At 64.2% G+C, this 16,684-nt stretch carries 14 protein-coding genes; 11 read left to right on the top strand and 3 right to left on the bottom strand.

Annotated features, from left to right (window positions below; translation table 11 throughout):
- Nucleotides 1-18: 18 nt before the first annotated feature.
- The 3 genes from pstS to VFZ97_09995 all read right to left on the bottom strand — a co-directional run bounded on the left by pstS (nucleotide 19) and on the right by VFZ97_09995 (nucleotide 3,193).
- Nucleotides 19-1,404, bottom strand: coding sequence for a phosphate ABC transporter substrate-binding protein PstS (gene pstS, locus VFZ97_10005; GenBank protein ID HEX6393766.1), 1,386 nt, complete (start codon nucleotides 1,402-1,404; stop codon nucleotides 19-21).
- 112 nt (nucleotides 1,405-1,516) lie between these two features.
- Complete coding sequence (locus VFZ97_10000; GenBank protein HEX6393765.1) at nucleotides 1,517-1,963, bottom strand: Rrf2 family transcriptional regulator; 447 nt, start codon at nucleotides 1,961-1,963, stop codon at nucleotides 1,517-1,519.
- A gap of 45 nt (nucleotides 1,964-2,008) precedes the next feature.
- Nucleotides 2,009-3,193: a M20/M25/M40 family metallo-hydrolase gene (locus VFZ97_09995; GenBank protein ID HEX6393764.1), complete on the bottom strand. Its 1,185-nt coding sequence runs from the start codon at nucleotides 3,191-3,193 to the stop codon at nucleotides 2,009-2,011.
- Nucleotides 3,194-3,357: 164 nt separating this feature from the next.
- Here VFZ97_09995 and VFZ97_09990 point away from each other — a divergent pair, with 164 nt between their 5' ends.
- The 11 genes from VFZ97_09990 to VFZ97_09940 all read left to right on the top strand — a co-directional run bounded on the left by VFZ97_09990 (nucleotide 3,358) and on the right by VFZ97_09940 (nucleotide 16,657).
- A complete protein-coding gene (locus VFZ97_09990; GenBank protein ID HEX6393763.1) occupies nucleotides 3,358-4,347 on the top strand; it encodes an amidohydrolase family protein in 990 nt (329 codons plus the stop codon).
- The gene (locus VFZ97_09985) at nucleotides 4,347-5,966 is read left to right on the top strand and encodes an ABC transporter substrate-binding protein (GenBank protein ID HEX6393762.1); all 1,620 of its coding nucleotides are present in this window, start codon (nucleotides 4,347-4,349) and stop codon (nucleotides 5,964-5,966) included. Before VFZ97_09990 ends, VFZ97_09985 begins: the two co-directional genes overlap by 1 nt.
- Before the next feature lie 315 nt (nucleotides 5,967-6,281).
- Nucleotides 6,282-7,673, top strand: coding sequence for a hypothetical protein (locus VFZ97_09980; protein ID HEX6393761.1), 1,392 nt, complete (start codon nucleotides 6,282-6,284; stop codon nucleotides 7,671-7,673).
- 4 nt (nucleotides 7,674-7,677) lie between these two features.
- A complete protein-coding gene (locus VFZ97_09975; GenBank protein ID HEX6393760.1) occupies nucleotides 7,678-8,526 on the top strand; it encodes a creatininase family protein in 849 nt (282 codons plus the stop codon).
- On the top strand, nucleotides 8,523-9,206 hold the full coding sequence (locus tag VFZ97_09970) for a type 1 glutamine amidotransferase (GenBank protein HEX6393759.1): 684 nt from the start codon (nucleotides 8,523-8,525) through the stop codon (nucleotides 9,204-9,206). Before VFZ97_09975 ends, VFZ97_09970 begins: the two co-directional genes overlap by 4 nt.
- Nucleotides 9,203-9,979, top strand: a complete 777-nt coding sequence (locus VFZ97_09965; GenBank protein ID HEX6393758.1) for an SDR family NAD(P)-dependent oxidoreductase — start codon at nucleotides 9,203-9,205, stop codon at nucleotides 9,977-9,979. The genes VFZ97_09970 and VFZ97_09965 overlap by 4 nt, the downstream gene beginning before the upstream one ends.
- Before the next feature lie 34 nt (nucleotides 9,980-10,013).
- Nucleotides 10,014-11,651 (top strand): ABC transporter substrate-binding protein, encoded by a 1,638-nt coding sequence (locus tag VFZ97_09960; GenBank protein ID HEX6393757.1) that lies wholly within the window; start codon nucleotides 10,014-10,016, stop codon nucleotides 11,649-11,651.
- Nucleotides 11,648-13,702, top strand: a complete 2,055-nt coding sequence (locus VFZ97_09955; protein ID HEX6393756.1) for an ABC transporter ATP-binding protein — start codon at nucleotides 11,648-11,650, stop codon at nucleotides 13,700-13,702. Before VFZ97_09960 ends, VFZ97_09955 begins: the two co-directional genes overlap by 4 nt.
- Nucleotides 13,702-14,580 carry an ABC transporter permease gene (locus tag VFZ97_09950; protein HEX6393755.1) on the top strand — a complete coding sequence of 293 codons (879 nt, stop codon included), beginning with the start codon at nucleotides 13,702-13,704 and terminating at the stop codon, nucleotides 14,578-14,580. Before VFZ97_09955 ends, VFZ97_09950 begins: the two co-directional genes overlap by 1 nt.
- The gene (locus tag VFZ97_09945; protein HEX6393754.1) at nucleotides 14,577-15,575 is read left to right on the top strand and encodes an ABC transporter permease; all 999 of its coding nucleotides are present in this window, start codon (nucleotides 14,577-14,579) and stop codon (nucleotides 15,573-15,575) included. The genes VFZ97_09950 and VFZ97_09945 overlap by 4 nt, the downstream gene beginning before the upstream one ends.
- Nucleotides 15,572-16,657, top strand: a complete 1,086-nt coding sequence (locus VFZ97_09940) for an aromatic ring-hydroxylating dioxygenase subunit alpha (GenBank protein HEX6393753.1) — start codon at nucleotides 15,572-15,574, stop codon at nucleotides 16,655-16,657. Before VFZ97_09945 ends, VFZ97_09940 begins: the two co-directional genes overlap by 4 nt.
- The last annotated feature ends 27 nt before the right edge of the window (nucleotides 16,658-16,684 follow it).

The raw sequence follows: 16,684 nt of genomic DNA, 5'->3' as shown, positions 1-16,684 counted from the left end.
ATGGCTTTCGCGGTGGGCCTATCCGGTGAAGAGCGGCTGGCCATTCGGGCCGTCAAGCTGGAGAAGGGTCTGGTGGGCGAGAGTCACAACGTTGGCAGGAAGCGGCGCGTAGCCGAGCGTGGATGCTTGTTGCTGTCCCGTGGTGGAGACCCAGTCGAACAGCTTGCCGAGGGCGATACCGACGTTGGCGTTGGACTGCTTCTGGTACAGCAACGTCCAGCTGAAGTTGGCCAACGGGTAGGTGCCGGCGCCTGGCCCGTTGATGATGTTGAAGTTGGATGCGCTGAGGCTCGCCGCGTTGGCTCCGGCGGCGGCGATGCTCGTGCGCGATGGCGTGACGAAGCTTCCGGTCTGGTTCCTCAACGCGATGTTGTTGAAGTTGGCCTGGAGGGCGTATGCGTATTCGACGTAGCCGATCGCTCCAGGGTTCTGCTGGATGTAGCTGGCGACTCCGGTGTTCAGTTGTTGACCCACACCGACGTTGGACACTGGCCAGTGGGTGGAGGAGCTGTTCCCCGCCTTCGCGGTCCATGCCGGACCACCGGTGTCGATCAGGTACTGGTCGAGGTCGTAACCCGGGCCGGATGAGTCAGCCCGGTGCACCGCGATGATGGTGGTGCTCGGCAGGGTGATCCCAGGGTTGAGATTGGCGATCGCGGGATCGTTCCAGTGAGTGATGTTCCCGAGGTAGATGTTGGCGAGGGTGGGGCCGTCGAGATGGAGGCCACCGTTGATTCCGGGCACGTTATAGCTGAGCGCCACCCCGCCGAGGTCGACAGGAACCTGGAGGATGGCGCCCCCCGATCCGCTCGCGGGCGTCGGAATTGGGATCTCGGATTGACCGAACTGGACGGTGCCTTGCTGGATATCGGAAACCCCGACGCTGCTCCCCACGGGCGAGTAGTTCACGGTAACCGCGTGGTCCGCCTGGTTGAAGTAGTAGAAGACCCGGGCGAAGAACGGCTGGGCCGAGTTGGCGCCTGCTCCCGTCAACTGTTCCGAAGGCGTAGACGTGTCGCAAGAGCTGCTCAGGACGCCACCGGGTGCCGACGACGAGCACGGCCCGGCCGGGCTGGCGACCTTGGGCGCGGGCGACCCGGACCCCGCACCGCCCGCACCCGTCGCGGTCTTCGCGGGAGCGCCCGATCCGGCCGCGGTAGTGGTAGTGGCCGCGTCGTTGGATCCTGCGGCGGTGGTCGTGGTCTCCCCCGGGACGGTTGAAGAAGCGGACCCGTTAGCCTTCTTGCCCGACGCCTTGACCGATACGGAACTGCTGCAAGCGGCGGTGAACGCGATAGCCGTGCCGGCGACGATAACAAGCCTCAGGCCTGTTGAAGCCCCGCGGCGTCGGCCTATAGCGACTGGTTCCGGTTGCCCCTTCACTTTCCTCGTGTCCCGTGCCACGCGACTCCTCTCTAACGCGACAGCAGCCCTGTCGCAGCGACCAATTGGGACTCAAAACTACCTACCCGCTTAATAGAATAGGATTAGTCAGGTTTTCCTGTCCACCCGCCGTCTACACCTCGGCCGGACGAGGCAGTTCGCCCAGGTGGGGCGGCAGCCGCCCGGCAGCCAGGTCTGCCACCGTCACCGATTCCAGGACCACCTGGACACTGGCGGTGGCAGCGAGCCACACCTCGCGAAGCACCTTCGACGTGCCCGAGTAATCGACCGGCATGGGAGGGTTGTCGCCGACGGTCACCAGCTGTCCTTCGACAGCCTGGATCACATCCGCCACTGTGATGTCTTCAGGTGGTCGCTTGAACCGAAACCCCCCACCGGTTCCCCTGCGGCCCGTTATCAGCCCCGCAAGTCGAAGGGCGCGCATCACATGGGGCAAAGCAGATGGCGACAGGCCTAGGGCAAGAGCGAGGGTGTCGAGGGTGACGACCTCTCCCGCTGGCCGCGCGGCTAGCTCGGTTAGAGCGCGAACCCCGTAGTCGGTCTTCACTCCGACCCGCATCACTAGGAGTACCTAACCACACTAAATAGATAGATATAGTCAACATTAGCAGCTGCCCGAAAGTTGTGAAGCTATGGCCGCAAAACCCATCGCTCCGGATCGCAGCGAGTCCAGAGTCACGTACTCGTCCACCTGGTGGGCGACATGCTCTTCGCCAACGCCGAACCCGACTGTCGGAATCGAACACTGGCCGGAAAGGTGTGATCCGTTCGTGCAGAACGAGTAGTGCCGCGGAGTGTCGTCGAGGCCCACCGTACGGAGTGCCGCCCGTGCTCTTTCAACCAGGAGTGAGTCCTCCGGGGTCCACCAGGCGTGCTCGAATTCGGGGAGGGTGAATTTCTCACCCCTCCAGGTTCGGAACTCGGCGTTGACGATCAAGAGGTCCAACACCGGATGCTCAGACCATGAGCTCCAAGCCTCTGTCGCCGCCTGGCTGATGGTCTCGATCAGGGAAGCGGCGGTCTCGCCGGGGAGGAATCGGCAATCGAAGCGGGCAAGCGCGCGTCCTGGGATCGTCGACACCGACGGGTAGGGCGTTGAGGCGACATCGATGCACGTGATGTCGCGACGGCCGAGGAGAGGATGGTGCGGATGGTCAATGTGTCGGACTGCAGTGATCAGCTCGGCGAGCGCTTCCGCCGCGTTGACCCCTTGGCCGGCGTGACCTGCGTGACATGCCCGACCAGTCACGGATGCCGATAGCTTCGCCCGGCCGCGTTGGCCTATGCAGAGATGCGTGTCGCTCGGCTCCGTGGTGATCGCCCAGGTCGGTTGGAATTGCTCGACAACCTCCGCAAGGGCCGCGCCTTCGATGTCCTCCTCGTTGATGCTGGCGACAAGGGCCACCTGCCCGGACAGGGTTCCAGCATCGCGGGCGGCTGCGAGCCCATATGCAGCTGAGGCGATCGAAGCCTTCTGGTCGCAAATGCCGAGACCGTAGAGGCGGCCGCGGCGGATCTCGCCACCGAAGGGGTCGACGGTCCATTTCTCCTCTGAATGAAGGGGGATCGAGTCTATGTGCCCGTCGATCAGCAGCTTGGGTCCAGTCTCGGATCCCAGGTATCCGACGCAGTTGCCGATCCGATCGATGCAGACGTGGTCGAACCCAAGCTTCTCCAGCTCGCGCGCCGTAAGTTCGACTGCGGCTTGCTCGGTTCCCGAGATGCTCGGGGTAGACGCGAGTTCTTTGGCGAATCGGATCGCGCCTTCGAAGTCGATTCCGGAGCGCACGACTAACGCTATACCGGCTCGCCATCCCCTCCCTCTCGTTTACGCGATCGTCATGAACACGAGACCTAGCCGAAAAATGGAGCGGCGTACGGTGCATCGCCATTCGCTGGGCTACTCAAATGGAGGGTAGGGCTGTTCGTGGGTGACGGGATCCCCCATCGCCGATGAGATCCGAGCCGCTGATCGACGCGCACGTGCACCTGTATCCGGACTCCCGAACCGGAGCACAGGCAAAAGATGGCTATCAGATCTGGGAGTACGGCGACGATCCCGGCGTGAGGTTCGACGCCGGGTTTGGCGTGCTCGAGGAGGTCGGTGACCGCTTCGCCGACCACGGTTTTGACCGTGTCGTAGTCCTCCAGCTCTTCGACGCGATCAGCGAGCGCTCTCGCATACTCGAGGATCTCGCAGCAGAAGGGAGAACGAAAGGATCGCCAGTAGAGGCGGCGGAAGTCGACTCACGGCTCAGGGAAGCGCTCCTTGCCGGGAACCGATGGGCGGTTGCCGCCACTTCGGGGGAACCGTTGCTCAGCGCTTACGTTTGCATCGATCCGTGCATCCTGTCGCAGCACGTGATCGCCCCACACCTCGCCGCCATGGCCAGCCTCGGTGCCCGAGGAGTGAAACTGCATCCGGTGTCGCAGGGGTTCCGACCAGCCGATCCGCGACTCACGGCGTTGTACGACACTTGCTGCGAGCTCGACTTGGTCGTGCTGGCGCACTCGGGCCCAGGTCACCGATATGGCGCGTCAGCCCGGCCGCGCGAGTTCGCACTCGTCCTCGAGCGGTGGCCGAACCTGCGTCTCGTGCTCGCGCATTTAGGAGGTGCGGCGTTCGTCGAGGCTGCGTCCCTCGCCGCTGATTTCCCTCAGGTCAGCTTCGACCTGTCCGAGATCATCGAGTGGGTGGGTGCGCCTAGGGCCCCGTCCCTCGAGTGCCTGGTCGAGACAATTCAGAGCATCGGCGTCGGGCGGGTGATGCTCGGCTCTGACTTTCCCTGGTACGACCCCTCTGCCACGGCGGACAAAGTGTCCGCGTTGCCAGGGCTGAGCAACGCGGAGAAAGCCGCATTGCTCGGCGGGTCAGCCGTGGAGATCCTGCGACTGGAAAGGGCGGACCTCTCTACAAACCCCCAAACGAGGCAAGTTCCCTAGTGACGACAAAACACCGACCTAGTCCGTTCATCACGCCCACGGCGATCTCGACCGTGCTCGTCGCGACCGCCCTCTGCCTGGCGGGGTGTGGCAGCGCAGGAAAAGGGAGTGCCGCGCCCGGAGGAGGTGGCGGGAGCTTCCCGACGAGCCACACCCTCACCCTGTCTTTCCTGCAGGACCCCGGCCAGCCTCCAGACCCCGCCGTCTACTACGCCGGCGAGGGGATCATCCTCCAGGACAACATGTACGACGGCCTCGTTCAGTACGCCGGCGGAACAGCGGCCCGCCGGATCATCCCGGACCTTGCCACGAGCTGGACGGTATCTAGCGACTCGACGACCTACACGTTCCAGCTCCGACCAGGCGTCACCTTCCATGACGGAACCGCGTTCGACTCGTCGGCGGTCGCCCCGTCCTTCGCCAGGGACTCAGCGGTCAACGGTGGGCCGGCTTACATGGCCCAGGCCCAGGCGTCGATCACTCCTGAAGGCCCTTCCGTGGTCGTGATCAAGCTCAACGCTCCCAACACGTCGTTCCTCGATTACCTGGCCTCCGCTTACGGGCCGCGCATCTACAGCCCGACCGGGCTCGCCGCCCACGCCGGGAGCGACCACGACCAGGCGTACCTCACAACCCACGACCTGGGGACCGGGCCGTACACCCTGACCAAGGCACAGGTCGGAGTCGACTATCAACTGAGCGCTTACCCCGGCTACTGGGGGAGTAAGCCCTACTACACGACGGTCGACCTTCCGGTCATCGACAACATCAACACAGAGGAACTCGAGTTCCAGCACGGGCAGATCGCTGCCATCCTCCACGACCTGACCAGCCAGGCGATCAGCTCTTACGCGCATGACAAAGCGGTCGTTGAGTACCGCCTCCCAACCCTGACCGTCGAGCTCGGTTATCTGAACCCCACATCGAGCTTTCTCACCACGCCGGCCAACCGTGTCGCCCTTCTGGAGGCGATCAACCAGAAGCAAATCGTCGCCGACGTGTACAGCGGTCACGGGACTCTCGGCTCGACCGCCTACCCCGCGGACCTCCTCCCGCCGGGGATGGGAATTCAGAACTACCCCTACGACCCGAGCGCCCTTAGAAGACTGGTCGCGGGCCTGCCGTCTTCGCAACGCAGCTTCACTATCGGCTACGACACCGGATCCCCCGACGATCAACTGATCGCATCGCTGATGACCGATCAGCTCGACGCGGCGGGACTGTCGGTTAAATCCGTCGGATATCAGACTTCCACCATCTACGGCTGGGCGCCGCCCGGAAACCCCTCCGGCGCTCCGGACCTCCTCGTCGAGTACGGCTGGCCCGACGCTTACGACCCATACCAGTGGGCACACATCGACTTCGATCCAAACGGAGGAATCAACTTCCTCCACTGCACCGTCCCCAACTCGAGCGACCAGCTCAGCCAAGCCGTCGCCGCGGGCAACACCACTCTCTTCGGTCAGGTCGGCGACGAGGCGGTCAAGACGGGCTGCTACATGAACATCGCTAACCGCAACGACGTATTCGTCGCTCAACCGTGGCTCAAGGGGATCGTGGCCGCCCACGTAGCCGCTTACCCGTACAGCCTCACGCTCGCCGACCTGTACCCGGGATGAGAAACCAATACGCAGCAACCAACGAAGAGCCTGAAACTCAGCGTTCATTCTTGCGTCACAAGTGCGAAACGACCGACTTCTACAGTACGCCACAGTCAACAAAGTTCAGCTGCGCCTAGGGTTCCGCAGTTCCGATCCGGCTCACAGGCCAATCGGAAGGTCTGGTCCGAGAGGGGCACACACCGGAGCGGAAGCAGTGGTGTGACACGGAGGGAGAAAAGCCCGGGAGGCCATTCGCTTCCCGGGCTTTGCCTTTCCGGAAGCCTTTGATGTCGTCCCGACCGATCAGGACGAAGAGCTTCAGGGAGGTTTCGGATGGACACGATCAAAGCGACGACACAGGAGCACGAGGACCTCGCCGTGTCGTTAGCGCAAAGTGGAGTCGAGTATGTGTTCGCTTCCTTCATCGACGTCACCGGACGAGCCAAGTCCAAATGCGTACCGGTTGCTCACTTGCCGCAGCTGATCGCTGGGCACGAGAGGTACACCCCGAGGGGCATGGGCAACCTCGGCCAGATGACACCTGACGAGGACGAGTGCGTGGCGGTTCCCGACCCCAGCACCCTCCAGATCCTCCCGTGGGACAAACGGTTCGCGTTCATGGCGGCAGACCTTTACTACGGTGGCTCGGAACGGTTCGCTCACTGCACCCGGTCCATTCTCAAACGTCAGGTCGAAGCGGCCGCTGCCGCGGGCTACACCTTGAACCTCGGGGTCGAAACCGAGCTTTACGTGGTCAAGGAACCTGCCCGGTCAGGGTGGACCTACCTCGAACCAACCGCACCAACCGGGATGCTCCGTCCCACGCCGGCCTACGACGTCGAGAGCACCCTCGATGCGATGAGCTTCCTCGACCCCATGGTCAAAGCCATGGACGAGACCGGGTTCGGGGTGTTCAGCTTCGACCACGAGGGAGGGGACGGCCAGTACGAGTTCGACTTCGACTACGCCCCTGCCCTTCAAATGGCCGACCGACTGACTCTGTTCCGTCTGATGGCGAAACAGATCGCCAAGAGCGCAGGTCTGACGGCGACGTTCATGCCGAAGCCCTACACCGAGGCCTGGGGTTCCGGGGCCCATTTCAACATGAGTCTCGCGGACGTCGAGACCGGCGAGAACCTGTTCCGAGACGCAGATGATGCAAAAGGTCGGGGATGGAGTAAGACCGCTTACGGGTTCGTGGCGGGGATACTTCGCCACGCCCCCGCGCTCGCGGCCATCTGCACTCCCACCGTCAATTCTTACAAGAGGCTGCAACCGAGGCTGTCCGACGGGACCGTGTCGTGGGCTCCGGTGTGGGCTGCGTACGGGGACAACAACCGCTCCTGCATGATGCGCCTCCCTCGCAATCGGCCATGCGTCGAGAACCGTGGCGTGGACTCCGCTGCGAACGCCTATCTCGCCGCGGCCTTCCTGCTCGCGGCCGGCCTCGAAGGGGTGGCCGAGAACCTCGACCCCGGTGACCCGGTGGAGGACCTGACCTACGACTGGACCAAGGCCGGCCCGAGCTCCTCCGACCTAAAGGCGGTGCGCCTCCCGAGGAACCTCCTCGAGGCCATCGAAGCCTTCGACGCGGACCCCCTCACCCGAACCGTCTTCCCGCCTCAGTTCGTGTCGGCCTACGTCGAGATGAAGGTCGACGAATGGACCCTCTACCACTCTCAGGTGACGGATTGGGAGCGGACGACCTATCTCACCATGTTCTGAGTCGATGACGAGCGAGCAACGCACCGGACCGCTTCGCTGGACGGACCTGGCATGGCCGGAGATCGGCGCCGTGTTCGAAGCCAGACCTCACGACGTCGGCCTGCTGCCCGTAGGCGCAACCGAGCAGCACGGCCCTCATCTCCCTTCAGGAACCGACACCATCCTGGCCACCGCGATCTGTGAAGCCGTCTCGGCCGAAACCAAGGCGATGGTGTTGCCTGCGATTTCGCTCGGATGCAGCTACGGTCACGGGAAGCAGTTGCCGAGCACCATCTCGCTGACTCCCGAGGGCCTCGCCTCCGTCGTCCGCCAGACCCTTGAGTGGGCGAGCTTCTCGGGCCTGCGCCGCTTCCTCCTCGTGAACGCGCACTTCGGCAACCAGGCGTCCCTCATGGTTGCGAGTGACCACTTGCGGCTCGAACGGCCGGACCTGCGGGTCGGAGTCATCGGTTGGTGGTCCGCCGACCCGGAAGTTGCTGCGGAGACCGCGATCGACGGCGAGGACATCCACGCCAACCGTACCGAGACATCACTCATGCTCGCTGTCGCGCCGAACCTGGTCAACACCGACCGCCTCGTTGCGAGCGACGACCCGGACAGAACGGGCGACCTCGTGTTCCGCTACACAGCCACCTCCTTGTCGACCAACGGAGTGACCGGGCGCCCGTCGGAAGCGTCAACCGAACTCGGAGAACGCCTCTTTGCGAGGACTGTCGCCGCGATCTCCTCATTGGTGGAACGGGGGCGTATCGAGGAGCCGCCCCTCATCGACCACACCCCCGACGTCCTTCCTACATCGCCGCCCGGATCGCACGACAATCTCACACCTCGATCGGTGATCAGCAAGCGATGAGAAGCAGGCTCGTTGCGCTTATGATCGGGAGGAGCCCGGAGCGGAGGTACTCCGTGCACCGGGGTTACGTCGACGCCATAACGGCCGTTGGCGCCCAGCCGGTGATCGTCCCGGTGGGTCCCGGCATCGACACGGACCGCACGCTCGGGCTGGTGTTGACGTGTGACGCCCTGCTGCTGAGCGGAGGGAACGACGTCGATCCCGCTGTCTATGGGGCGCAGCGAGGCGGGGGAGAGAAAGACACCGATCCGGACCGAGACGCCCTCGAAGTGGCCGCCGTGGCTACGGCCATGGATGCAGGAAGACCAGTCCTGGGAATCTGCAGGGGTATCCAGCTGCTTGCAGCGGCGCTCGGAGGCACTCTGATTCCGGACCTCCCATCGGCGGGATTTGTGGATCACGACGAGGAGGAACGAGAGGGCGAACCAGTCCACGGCATCGTCGCCGAAGCCGGATCGGTTGCCGGTCTCGCGGTCGCCGGCGCAAACCGAGTCAATTCCATTCACCACCAGGCGGTCTCCGACCCCGGGCCGGTTCTCAAAGCGGTCGCGTGGAGCCCCGACGGGCTGATTGAAGCCGTAGAAGCCCCTGGGGCACTGGGCATTCAATGGCACCCGGAGAGGCTCATCGAGTCCGACAGCCGACACCTCGCGCCGTTCCGATGGCTGGTCAGCCGATGAGCCGGCGGACCGCTGTCATCACCGGTGGGGGCCGAGGACTCGGCAGAGGAATCGCGCTCGAGCTGGCGAGGTCGGGCTGTGACCTGGTCCTCGGGTGGCGGTCCAACGAGCCTGCCGTCGAAGAGACGATCGAACGCGTCGGCTCCGTGGGTGGCCACGCGATCGGCGTCCACGGCGACGTGAGCGACCCGACCACCGCGGCCCAGATGGCCAAGGTCGCGGTGTCCGAGCTCGGAGGGCTCGATGTCTGGGTCAACAACGCTGGCGTATCTCGGCTGGCCCCTCTACTCGAGACGACCGTCGCCGACGTGACGGCCATGATGGAAGTCAACTTCTTCGGGACCTTCCACGGACTGGTGGCAGCCGGCGCGGCCATGAAGGAGGCCGGCAGAGGAGGGCGAATCATCAACGTCGCATCCGACCTCGGTTTGTTGGCGGCGCCGATGCTCGCCGGGTACAGCGCTAGCAAGTTTGCCGTGGTGGGCCTGACCCAGGCCGCCGCCGTCGAACTTGCGCCTTGTGGCATATCGGTCAACGCGGTGTGTCCCGGCACCGTCGAGACCGACATGGTTATCGCAGAGGAGCTGGCGGAGGCTGCGCTGAGCGGCAGGTCGCAAGAAGCCGTGCGACAAAGGCTCACAGAGGCAGTACCAGCCGGCCGACTCTGCACCCCAGAAGACGTGGCGGCGCTGGTCGTGTGGCTAGCCGGTCCGTCAGCCGGCTTCGTGACCGGCCAGGCCATCTGCACCAACGGCGGATCGATCCTCCATTGACCACAGCCCGAACCACCGTATGAGGAGTGCATAAGTGAATCACGCCGTCACCTCAATCCATTGGCGAGCACTGATCACCGGGGGACTGGTCCTCGGCCTTGTCGCTGCCGCTTGCGGCAACAGCTCACCAAGCGGATCGGCGCCCTCGTCGGGGTCGCTTGGAGTTTCGTCCTCCCACACTCTCGACCTGGCCTTCGGAGCCGACATGCAAGTCCCCGATCCGGACATCTTCTACGAGATCGAGGGCAATGCCGTGGTCACGTCGGTCTACGAAGGATTGGTGAAATACGCCGACGGGTCAACCAAGATCATTCCGGCACTCGCCCAAAGCTGGGAAGTGGCTCCGGATGGCAAGACGTACACCTTCCATCTCGTACCCGGGGTCACCTTCCACGACGGGACATCGGTCAACTCACAAGCGGCAGCGTTCAGCTTCGCGCGCCGGACCGGAGTCAACTCTGCGCCGGCCTACATGCTTGCCAATGTCGTATCAACCGAGACACCTGATCCCCAGACGTTCATCGTTCACCTGAACCAGCCGGTCTCCGCGTTCATGGATTACCTGGCCTCGCCGTACGGACCGAAGATGGCGAGCCCGACCACGGTTAAGGCCCACGAGGTCGGCGTCACGAGCAGCAACCCCAATGGCGACTGGGCCCAGGAGTACCTGAAGACCCATGACGCCGGGACCGGCCCTTACTCGATCACTCAATTCGTTCCCGGTAGCCACTACGTGCTTTCCGCCTACAACAACTACTGGGGCACCAAGCCGTACTACACGACTGTCAACATCGACATCGTTCCTGATATCAGTGTCCAGCAGGCGGAGCTCCAGAACGGCAAGCTATCCATGATCCTGCACGGACTCCCGGTCAACGCGGTGCAGAGCTTCAAGTCCGGTGCCGACTTCCAGGTTCACGAGTTCCCGGCCCAGTTGAAGGCAATGCTCTACGTGAACCCCACTCTCGGGATCTTCAAGAGCCAAACGGTCCGATCGGCGCTGCGTCAAGCCATCGACAAGGCGGCCATCGTTGCGAGCGTGTACGGAAACACCCTGGCTACCGTGTCCACCCAGGCGTACCCCGTCGACGAGTTCCCCCCAGGCACGGCTCGGGACAATCCGACCTACGACCCGACCGCGTTGAAGAACGCGCTGAAGGGAGCTAACGGGCCCACGAGCATCAACCTGTCTTACTCCACGGACGATCCGACCAATCAGCGGGTGGCCGAGTTCATCCAGACCGAACTCGACGCGGACGGCCTCAGCGTGCAGGTGCATGGCGTACCGATCAGCCAGGTCTTCAACTACGCCAGCACCCCGCCTGATCAACTCCCCAACCTCCTCGTGTGGACGGTCAACCCGGACGACTCGCACCCAGACAGCTGGATACGCATCTTCTCGAACACCAACGGTTCGCTGAACGAGCTCCACGGGTCGGTTCCTCAAGCCGACGCTCTGATGGACGCGGGACTCCACTCCACCGACCCGACCACGATCCAATCCGATTACGCCCAAGCCGGCGCCCTCGTGGCCGAGTCGGGTGAATGGATCAGCATCGCCGATGTACGTGACGTCGTCGTGTCGCACGCCGGTGTCGGCGGCTGGTACTTCCAGCTCCCGACGGCCGACACGGTCGTTCTCGGTGACCTTACCTACACAGGTAAGGGATGACGACGGTCCTCCGCCGGCCGCGATCGCGCCCGCCGGTCCTCGCAGGGGACCTACCGATGGGCAATCCGGACGCGGCGCCATATGGCGCCCCGTTGGTCAGCGTCGAGGACCTCCACGTTTCGTTCACCCGAGGCGACGCCGTCGTACATGCGCTGCGAGGTGTGAGCCTCCAGGTGGAACCCGGCGAGATTCTCGGGCTCGTGGGTGAGTCCGGGTCCGGCAAGTCGGTGCTCGGACTCACACTGCTCGGCCTGCTCCCGACCAGCCCCGCACCTGCTGTCAAGGGGTCGGTAGTGGTGCGCGGGACAGACATGGGAAGCGCAACCGCCGAGGATCGACGGGGGGTCCGGCGCCGATACCTGGGTGCGGTGTTCCAGGATCCGATGACCTCCCTCAACCCAACCATGCGCGTCGGTAGGCAGGTCGCCGAAGCAGCCAACGACCAGGGCTCGGTACTCGAGCTACTTGAATCGGTGGGGATTCCAAACGCCAAGCGGCGGATGCAGGCGTACCCCCACGAGCTTTCCGGGGGTCTGAGACAGAGGGTGATGATCGCCATGGCGATCGCCGGGTCGCCGTCGCTAGTTATCGCGGACGAGCCCACCACCGCCCTCGATGTGACCGTACAGGCGCAAATCCTCGAGCTGCTGCGCGACCTTCGCGATCGCTATGGAACCAGCTTCATCCTGATCACCCATGATCTGGGGGTCGCAGCGCAGATCAGCGACCGAATCGCCGTGCTCTACGGCGGCCGCCTAGCCGAAGTCGGTGCTGCGACGTCGATGTTCTCGTCCAGCCGCCATCCCTACACGCGTGGCCTGTTGAAGTCCCGGCTCGTTCTCGACTCCGACAGAGACCGGCCGGTCAGGACCCTTCCCGGTGAACCCCCCGATCCCCGCGCCCACCCGACCGGCTGCCCGTTCGAGCCGCGCTGCGAACTACGGACGGAGCAGTGCGCGTCGGATCTCCCGCAGTTGCGGCTCCCGGACCCGGCCTCTCAAGGAAACGACCTCGTCGCCTGCTTCAACCCCGTCCAGCACAACACCGCGGTCGAGGCGTTCGCACAGGCGGCTCCATGGGAGAGCCCCCCACGGCGCGAAGGGGGACGAGATCCTGCGGTCCTCATCCACGGTGTTCACAAGCATTTCGGAATACGTTCGGGCTGGTCCAAACTGCGCTTGCACGCCCTTCGCGGCGTATCCCTTGAGATAGACCGCGGGGAAGCCGTCGCTCTGGTCGGCGAGAGCGGGTGCGGCAAGTCGACGCTCTTGCGAACCGTCGCGGGGCTTTACAAACCGGATGGGGGAGACGTCGAGTTCTCCCGCGGCACGACCGCGCAGATGGTGTTCCAGGACGCCGGTGCATCGCTCACCCCGTGGCTCACGGTCGGCGAAATGATCGGGGAGAGGTTGCGTCTCGAAGACCTGAGCCGCGGCCAGAAGTCAGACCGGGTCCGCCAGGCGCTTGCCCTGGTGGGGCTTCCCGCAGAAGTTGCGTCCGCGAAACCGGCCCAGCTCTCCGGTGGCCAATGCCAGCGTGCGGCTCTGGCCCGCGCCACGGTGGTCCCGCCGGGCATCCTGCTGTGCGACGAGCCCACGAGCGCCTTGGACGTCTCTTTGGCTGCAACCGTCCTCAACCTGATCGGTCGGCTCCGCCGCGAACTCGGCATGGCCGTACTGTTCGTCACTCACGACTTGGCCGCGGCGAGAATCGTCGCGGACCGCATAGCGGTCATGTACCTCGGGCAGATCGTCGAGTCGGGCGAATCAGACGAGGTGTGCGCCAATCCGTCTCACCCGTACACGAAGGCACTGCTGGCGGCCGTGCCCGACCTGGGCAAGTCGGCCACACCGATATCCGGGGAGCCTGCGAACCCGCTTGACCCGCCGGAGGGATGCTCGTTCCACAGCCGGTGCCCTGACCGGGTCGCCGAGTGCGAGACACGCAAACAGGTCCTGGTGTCCGTCGGTCGAGGGCAAACCAGCCAGCGCTGTGTCGCCTGCTCTCGTGTCGCTCCATCAGACGGCCTGGCGATCGGTCAGGTGCCCTGATGGCGGTAAGCGAACCGTACCTCAGGCCGCCCGTCACCCGGAGACTGGGGCGGGTCCGCGACTTCCGCGCGGTCGGTCGGCGTGCGGCGGTAGGGGACCGGATTGCGATCTCGGCCTTCCTCGCGGTGATCCTGGTGGCGATCGCCGCTCCGTTGCTGGCACCTCACAATCCCATCCAGCCGGCCGGGACGCCGTTTCTTTCGCCTGGTCACGGTGGCTTCGTCTTCGGAACAGACGAAGTCGGACAGGACATCCTCTCCCGGGTGCTTTTCGGACTTCGATCGAGCCTCGAAGCCGCCGGCGGGGTGATCCTGTCCGGAGTAATCATCGGCGGGACGATCGGTCTGGTTGCGGGCGCCGCTGGAGGTTTGATCGACGACCTCCTGATGAGGATCACCGACATCTTTCTTGCCCTCCCCGGCCCGGTCCTTGCCATCGCAGTGGTCGCCTCTCTCGGGCCCAGCTTCCTCCACACGCTGATCGGTGTGGGAATCGTGTGGTGGCCCTTCTACGCCCGTATTGTGCGCGCTGAGGTTCGGTCGCTCGCTGTCCGACCCCACCTCGAGGCCGCCCGGCTCTCTGGGGTCGGGTCGTTCCGGCGAGCGTGGCGGCATCTTCTTCCCGGCGCGGTGCCAGCCCTTCTGGTGACCGCGAGCCTCGACGTCGGGAACCTCATCGTGACCTTAGCGTCGTTGTCGTTTCTCGGTCTGGGCGCCCCCGCTCCCGCACCCGAACTGGGAGCCATGGCGGCCCGAGGTCTTCAATACCTGCTCCAGGAATGGTGGGTTCCGGTGATCCCGGCACTGGGCGTGTTCCTGGTTGCTCTGCTCGCCAACCTTGCCGGTGACGGGATCAGAGACCTGCTGGGAGACCGATGATCAAGGTCATCGCCAAAAGGCTCGGCGCCATGGTGGCAATCCTCCTTGTGCTATCTGCTTCGATCTTTGTGCTGCAGAAGCTCAGCCGTACTGACCCCGTGCACGCATACCTGGGTGCGAACGCTTCCAAACAAGCCATCTCCCTGGAGAGGCATGCTCTCGGCTACGACCGGCCGCTCGTCGACCAGTACTTCCACTACATCAAGGGTCTCCTGACCGGCAATCTCGGGGAATCGCTTCGCACCCGCCGTCCGGTGGCCACCGACGTCGGTGCATACCTGCCTGCGACGATCGAGTTGACTCTGTTCGCCCTTGCCCTGGCGGTGCTTATCGGTGGCTTGCTCGGGCTGGCGTCGGCCGGGCGGTGGCGCGGCTCGGGAGCGTTACGGTTCCTTTTGGTCTCGGGGGCGTCGGCGCCGTCCTTCCTCCTGGCGCTGCTCGGGATCCTTCTGTTCTTCAACCGTCTGCATTGGTTGCCTGCCACCGGTGACACCGGCTACAACGACGCTCCGACCTCTCCGACCGGGATCCTGCTCGTCGACACCTTGGTGCACGGCCAGGTCGGCATGTTCTGGGACGCCTTCCGGCATCTGATACTGCCCGGCGTCTGTGTGGCGCTGGGACCGGCGGTCTCGATCGGGCGTGTCCTACGAACGGGACTGGTGACCAATCTCCGTTCCAACTTCGTCCGAACCGCTCGAGCGAAGGGTCTTACAGAGAGGGCGGTCCTGTTTCGCCACGCCTTGCGCAACTCTCTCGGCGCGGCCCTCAGCATGACCGGGTTGCAGGCCGGACTGATGTTCGCCGGCGTTGTCGTGATCGAGACCGTGTTCGCCTGGCCGGGTATCGGGCTGTACACCGACCAGAGCATTCCTGCGGCCGATTTTCCCGCGATAGGCGGGGTGACCCTCATCCTCGGGATCGGTTACGTGGTCATCAACACCGCTGTCGACATCCTTCAGGCGGTCGCCGACCCGCGAGTAGCGTTCGCGTGAGTTATGTGACACAGGTCGGACCGGAGAGGACCACGGGTCCGCACCCCACCTACCCGCCGAGCGACTGGTACACCTCTCCAGAGCTCCTCGAGCTCGAACGCCGGAGAGTGTTTGATCACTCATGGTCGCTGGTCGGCACGCTCGACGAACTGGGTGAGCCAGGGGCCTACCTGACCGCGACCGTCGGCACGGGTCCGATCCTCGTTGTCCGCGACAACGCTGGAAACCTACGTGCGTTCCACAACCTCTGCCGGCACCGAGGCCTGCCGGTGCTACAGGGGCAAGGCAACTGCGGAGGCTTCCTAACCTGCCCGTACCACCAGTGGTCCTATGACGTCGAGGGAAGACTGCGCCGGGTTCCTCAGATGCAGCGCCAGTTCGAGGGCATCGACCTGAGCGATTGGGGCCTGCTGCAGGCGGCGGCGGATACGTGGCACGGGATGGTCTTCGTCAACCCTGATCCCACGGCAAGCCCGCTGCGCGAGGCGCTCGGCGAGCTGGCAGACCGGCTGGATCCATTCCTCTCCGGTCCGCTCGTCGAGATCGCACGGGTGACGTACACCGCCAAATGCAACTGGAAGCTGATCGTCGAGAACCACATCGACGTCTACCACCTTTGGCATTTGCACCGCCATTCCCTGTCCATGTACGACCATCAGGCATTCGAGTGGGACATGAAGTCGAACAACTGGTGGAGCTATGAGCCCTTGAAGGATCCGGAAGACGCCCCTAGCCAGCCTTTCAACTGGCTCACCGAATACGAGCGCGAGGGAATCGGCGCCCATCTCTTTTTTCCGAACCTGATGCTTGTCACGACCGGTAGTTACTTCGCGTCTTACGACGCCACTCCAACTGCACCCGATGAGACGCTGCTCACGTTGCGTATCTGGTCAGGCGCCGACTCCGATCCCGAGGCTCTTCTCCAGTCGGTCCGTTCGTTCATGGCAGAGGACGTAGACGTATGTGAACTCCTTCAGGAAGGTGCGGGCTCATCGCGGTTCACCACCGGCCCGCTGGCGGCAACCCACGAAGCACCTATCCGTGAATTCCATCGCGCCCTCGTCGCCCTGTGCCGTGACTGACTCAGTGAAGTACTTGTTCACCAAGAG

It is taken from the genome of Acidimicrobiales bacterium, from assembly GCA_036378675.1.
In the GTDB taxonomy this organism is placed as follows: domain Bacteria; phylum Actinomycetota; class Acidimicrobiia; order Acidimicrobiales; family Palsa-688; genus DASUWA01.
This window is presented reverse-complemented; position numbering and strand designations above follow the sequence as displayed.

Bases quoted from the DNA above. Each gene is read 5' to 3' on its own strand.
- VFZ97_10000 (HEX6393765.1), bottom strand. From the start codon at position 1,963: ATGCGGGTCGGAGTGAAGACCGACTACGGGGTTCGCGCTCTAACCGAG.
- VFZ97_09990 (HEX6393763.1), top strand. From the start codon at position 3,358: ATGAGATCCGAGCCGCTGATCGACGCGCACGTGCACCTGTATCCGGAC.
- VFZ97_09980 (HEX6393761.1), top strand. From the start codon at position 6,282: ATGGACACGATCAAAGCGACGACACAGGAGCACGAGGACCTCGCCGTG.
- VFZ97_09975 (HEX6393760.1), top strand. From the start codon at position 7,678: ATGACGAGCGAGCAACGCACCGGACCGCTTCGCTGGACGGACCTGGCA.
- VFZ97_09970 (HEX6393759.1), top strand. From the start codon at position 8,523: ATGAGAAGCAGGCTCGTTGCGCTTATGATCGGGAGGAGCCCGGAGCGG.
- VFZ97_09965 (HEX6393758.1), top strand. From the start codon at position 9,203: ATGAGCCGGCGGACCGCTGTCATCACCGGTGGGGGCCGAGGACTCGGC.
- VFZ97_09955 (HEX6393756.1), top strand. From the start codon at position 11,648: ATGACGACGGTCCTCCGCCGGCCGCGATCGCGCCCGCCGGTCCTCGCA.
- VFZ97_09950 (HEX6393755.1), top strand. From the start codon at position 13,702: ATGGCGGTAAGCGAACCGTACCTCAGGCCGCCCGTCACCCGGAGACTG.
- VFZ97_09945 (HEX6393754.1), top strand. From the start codon at position 14,577: ATGATCAAGGTCATCGCCAAAAGGCTCGGCGCCATGGTGGCAATCCTC.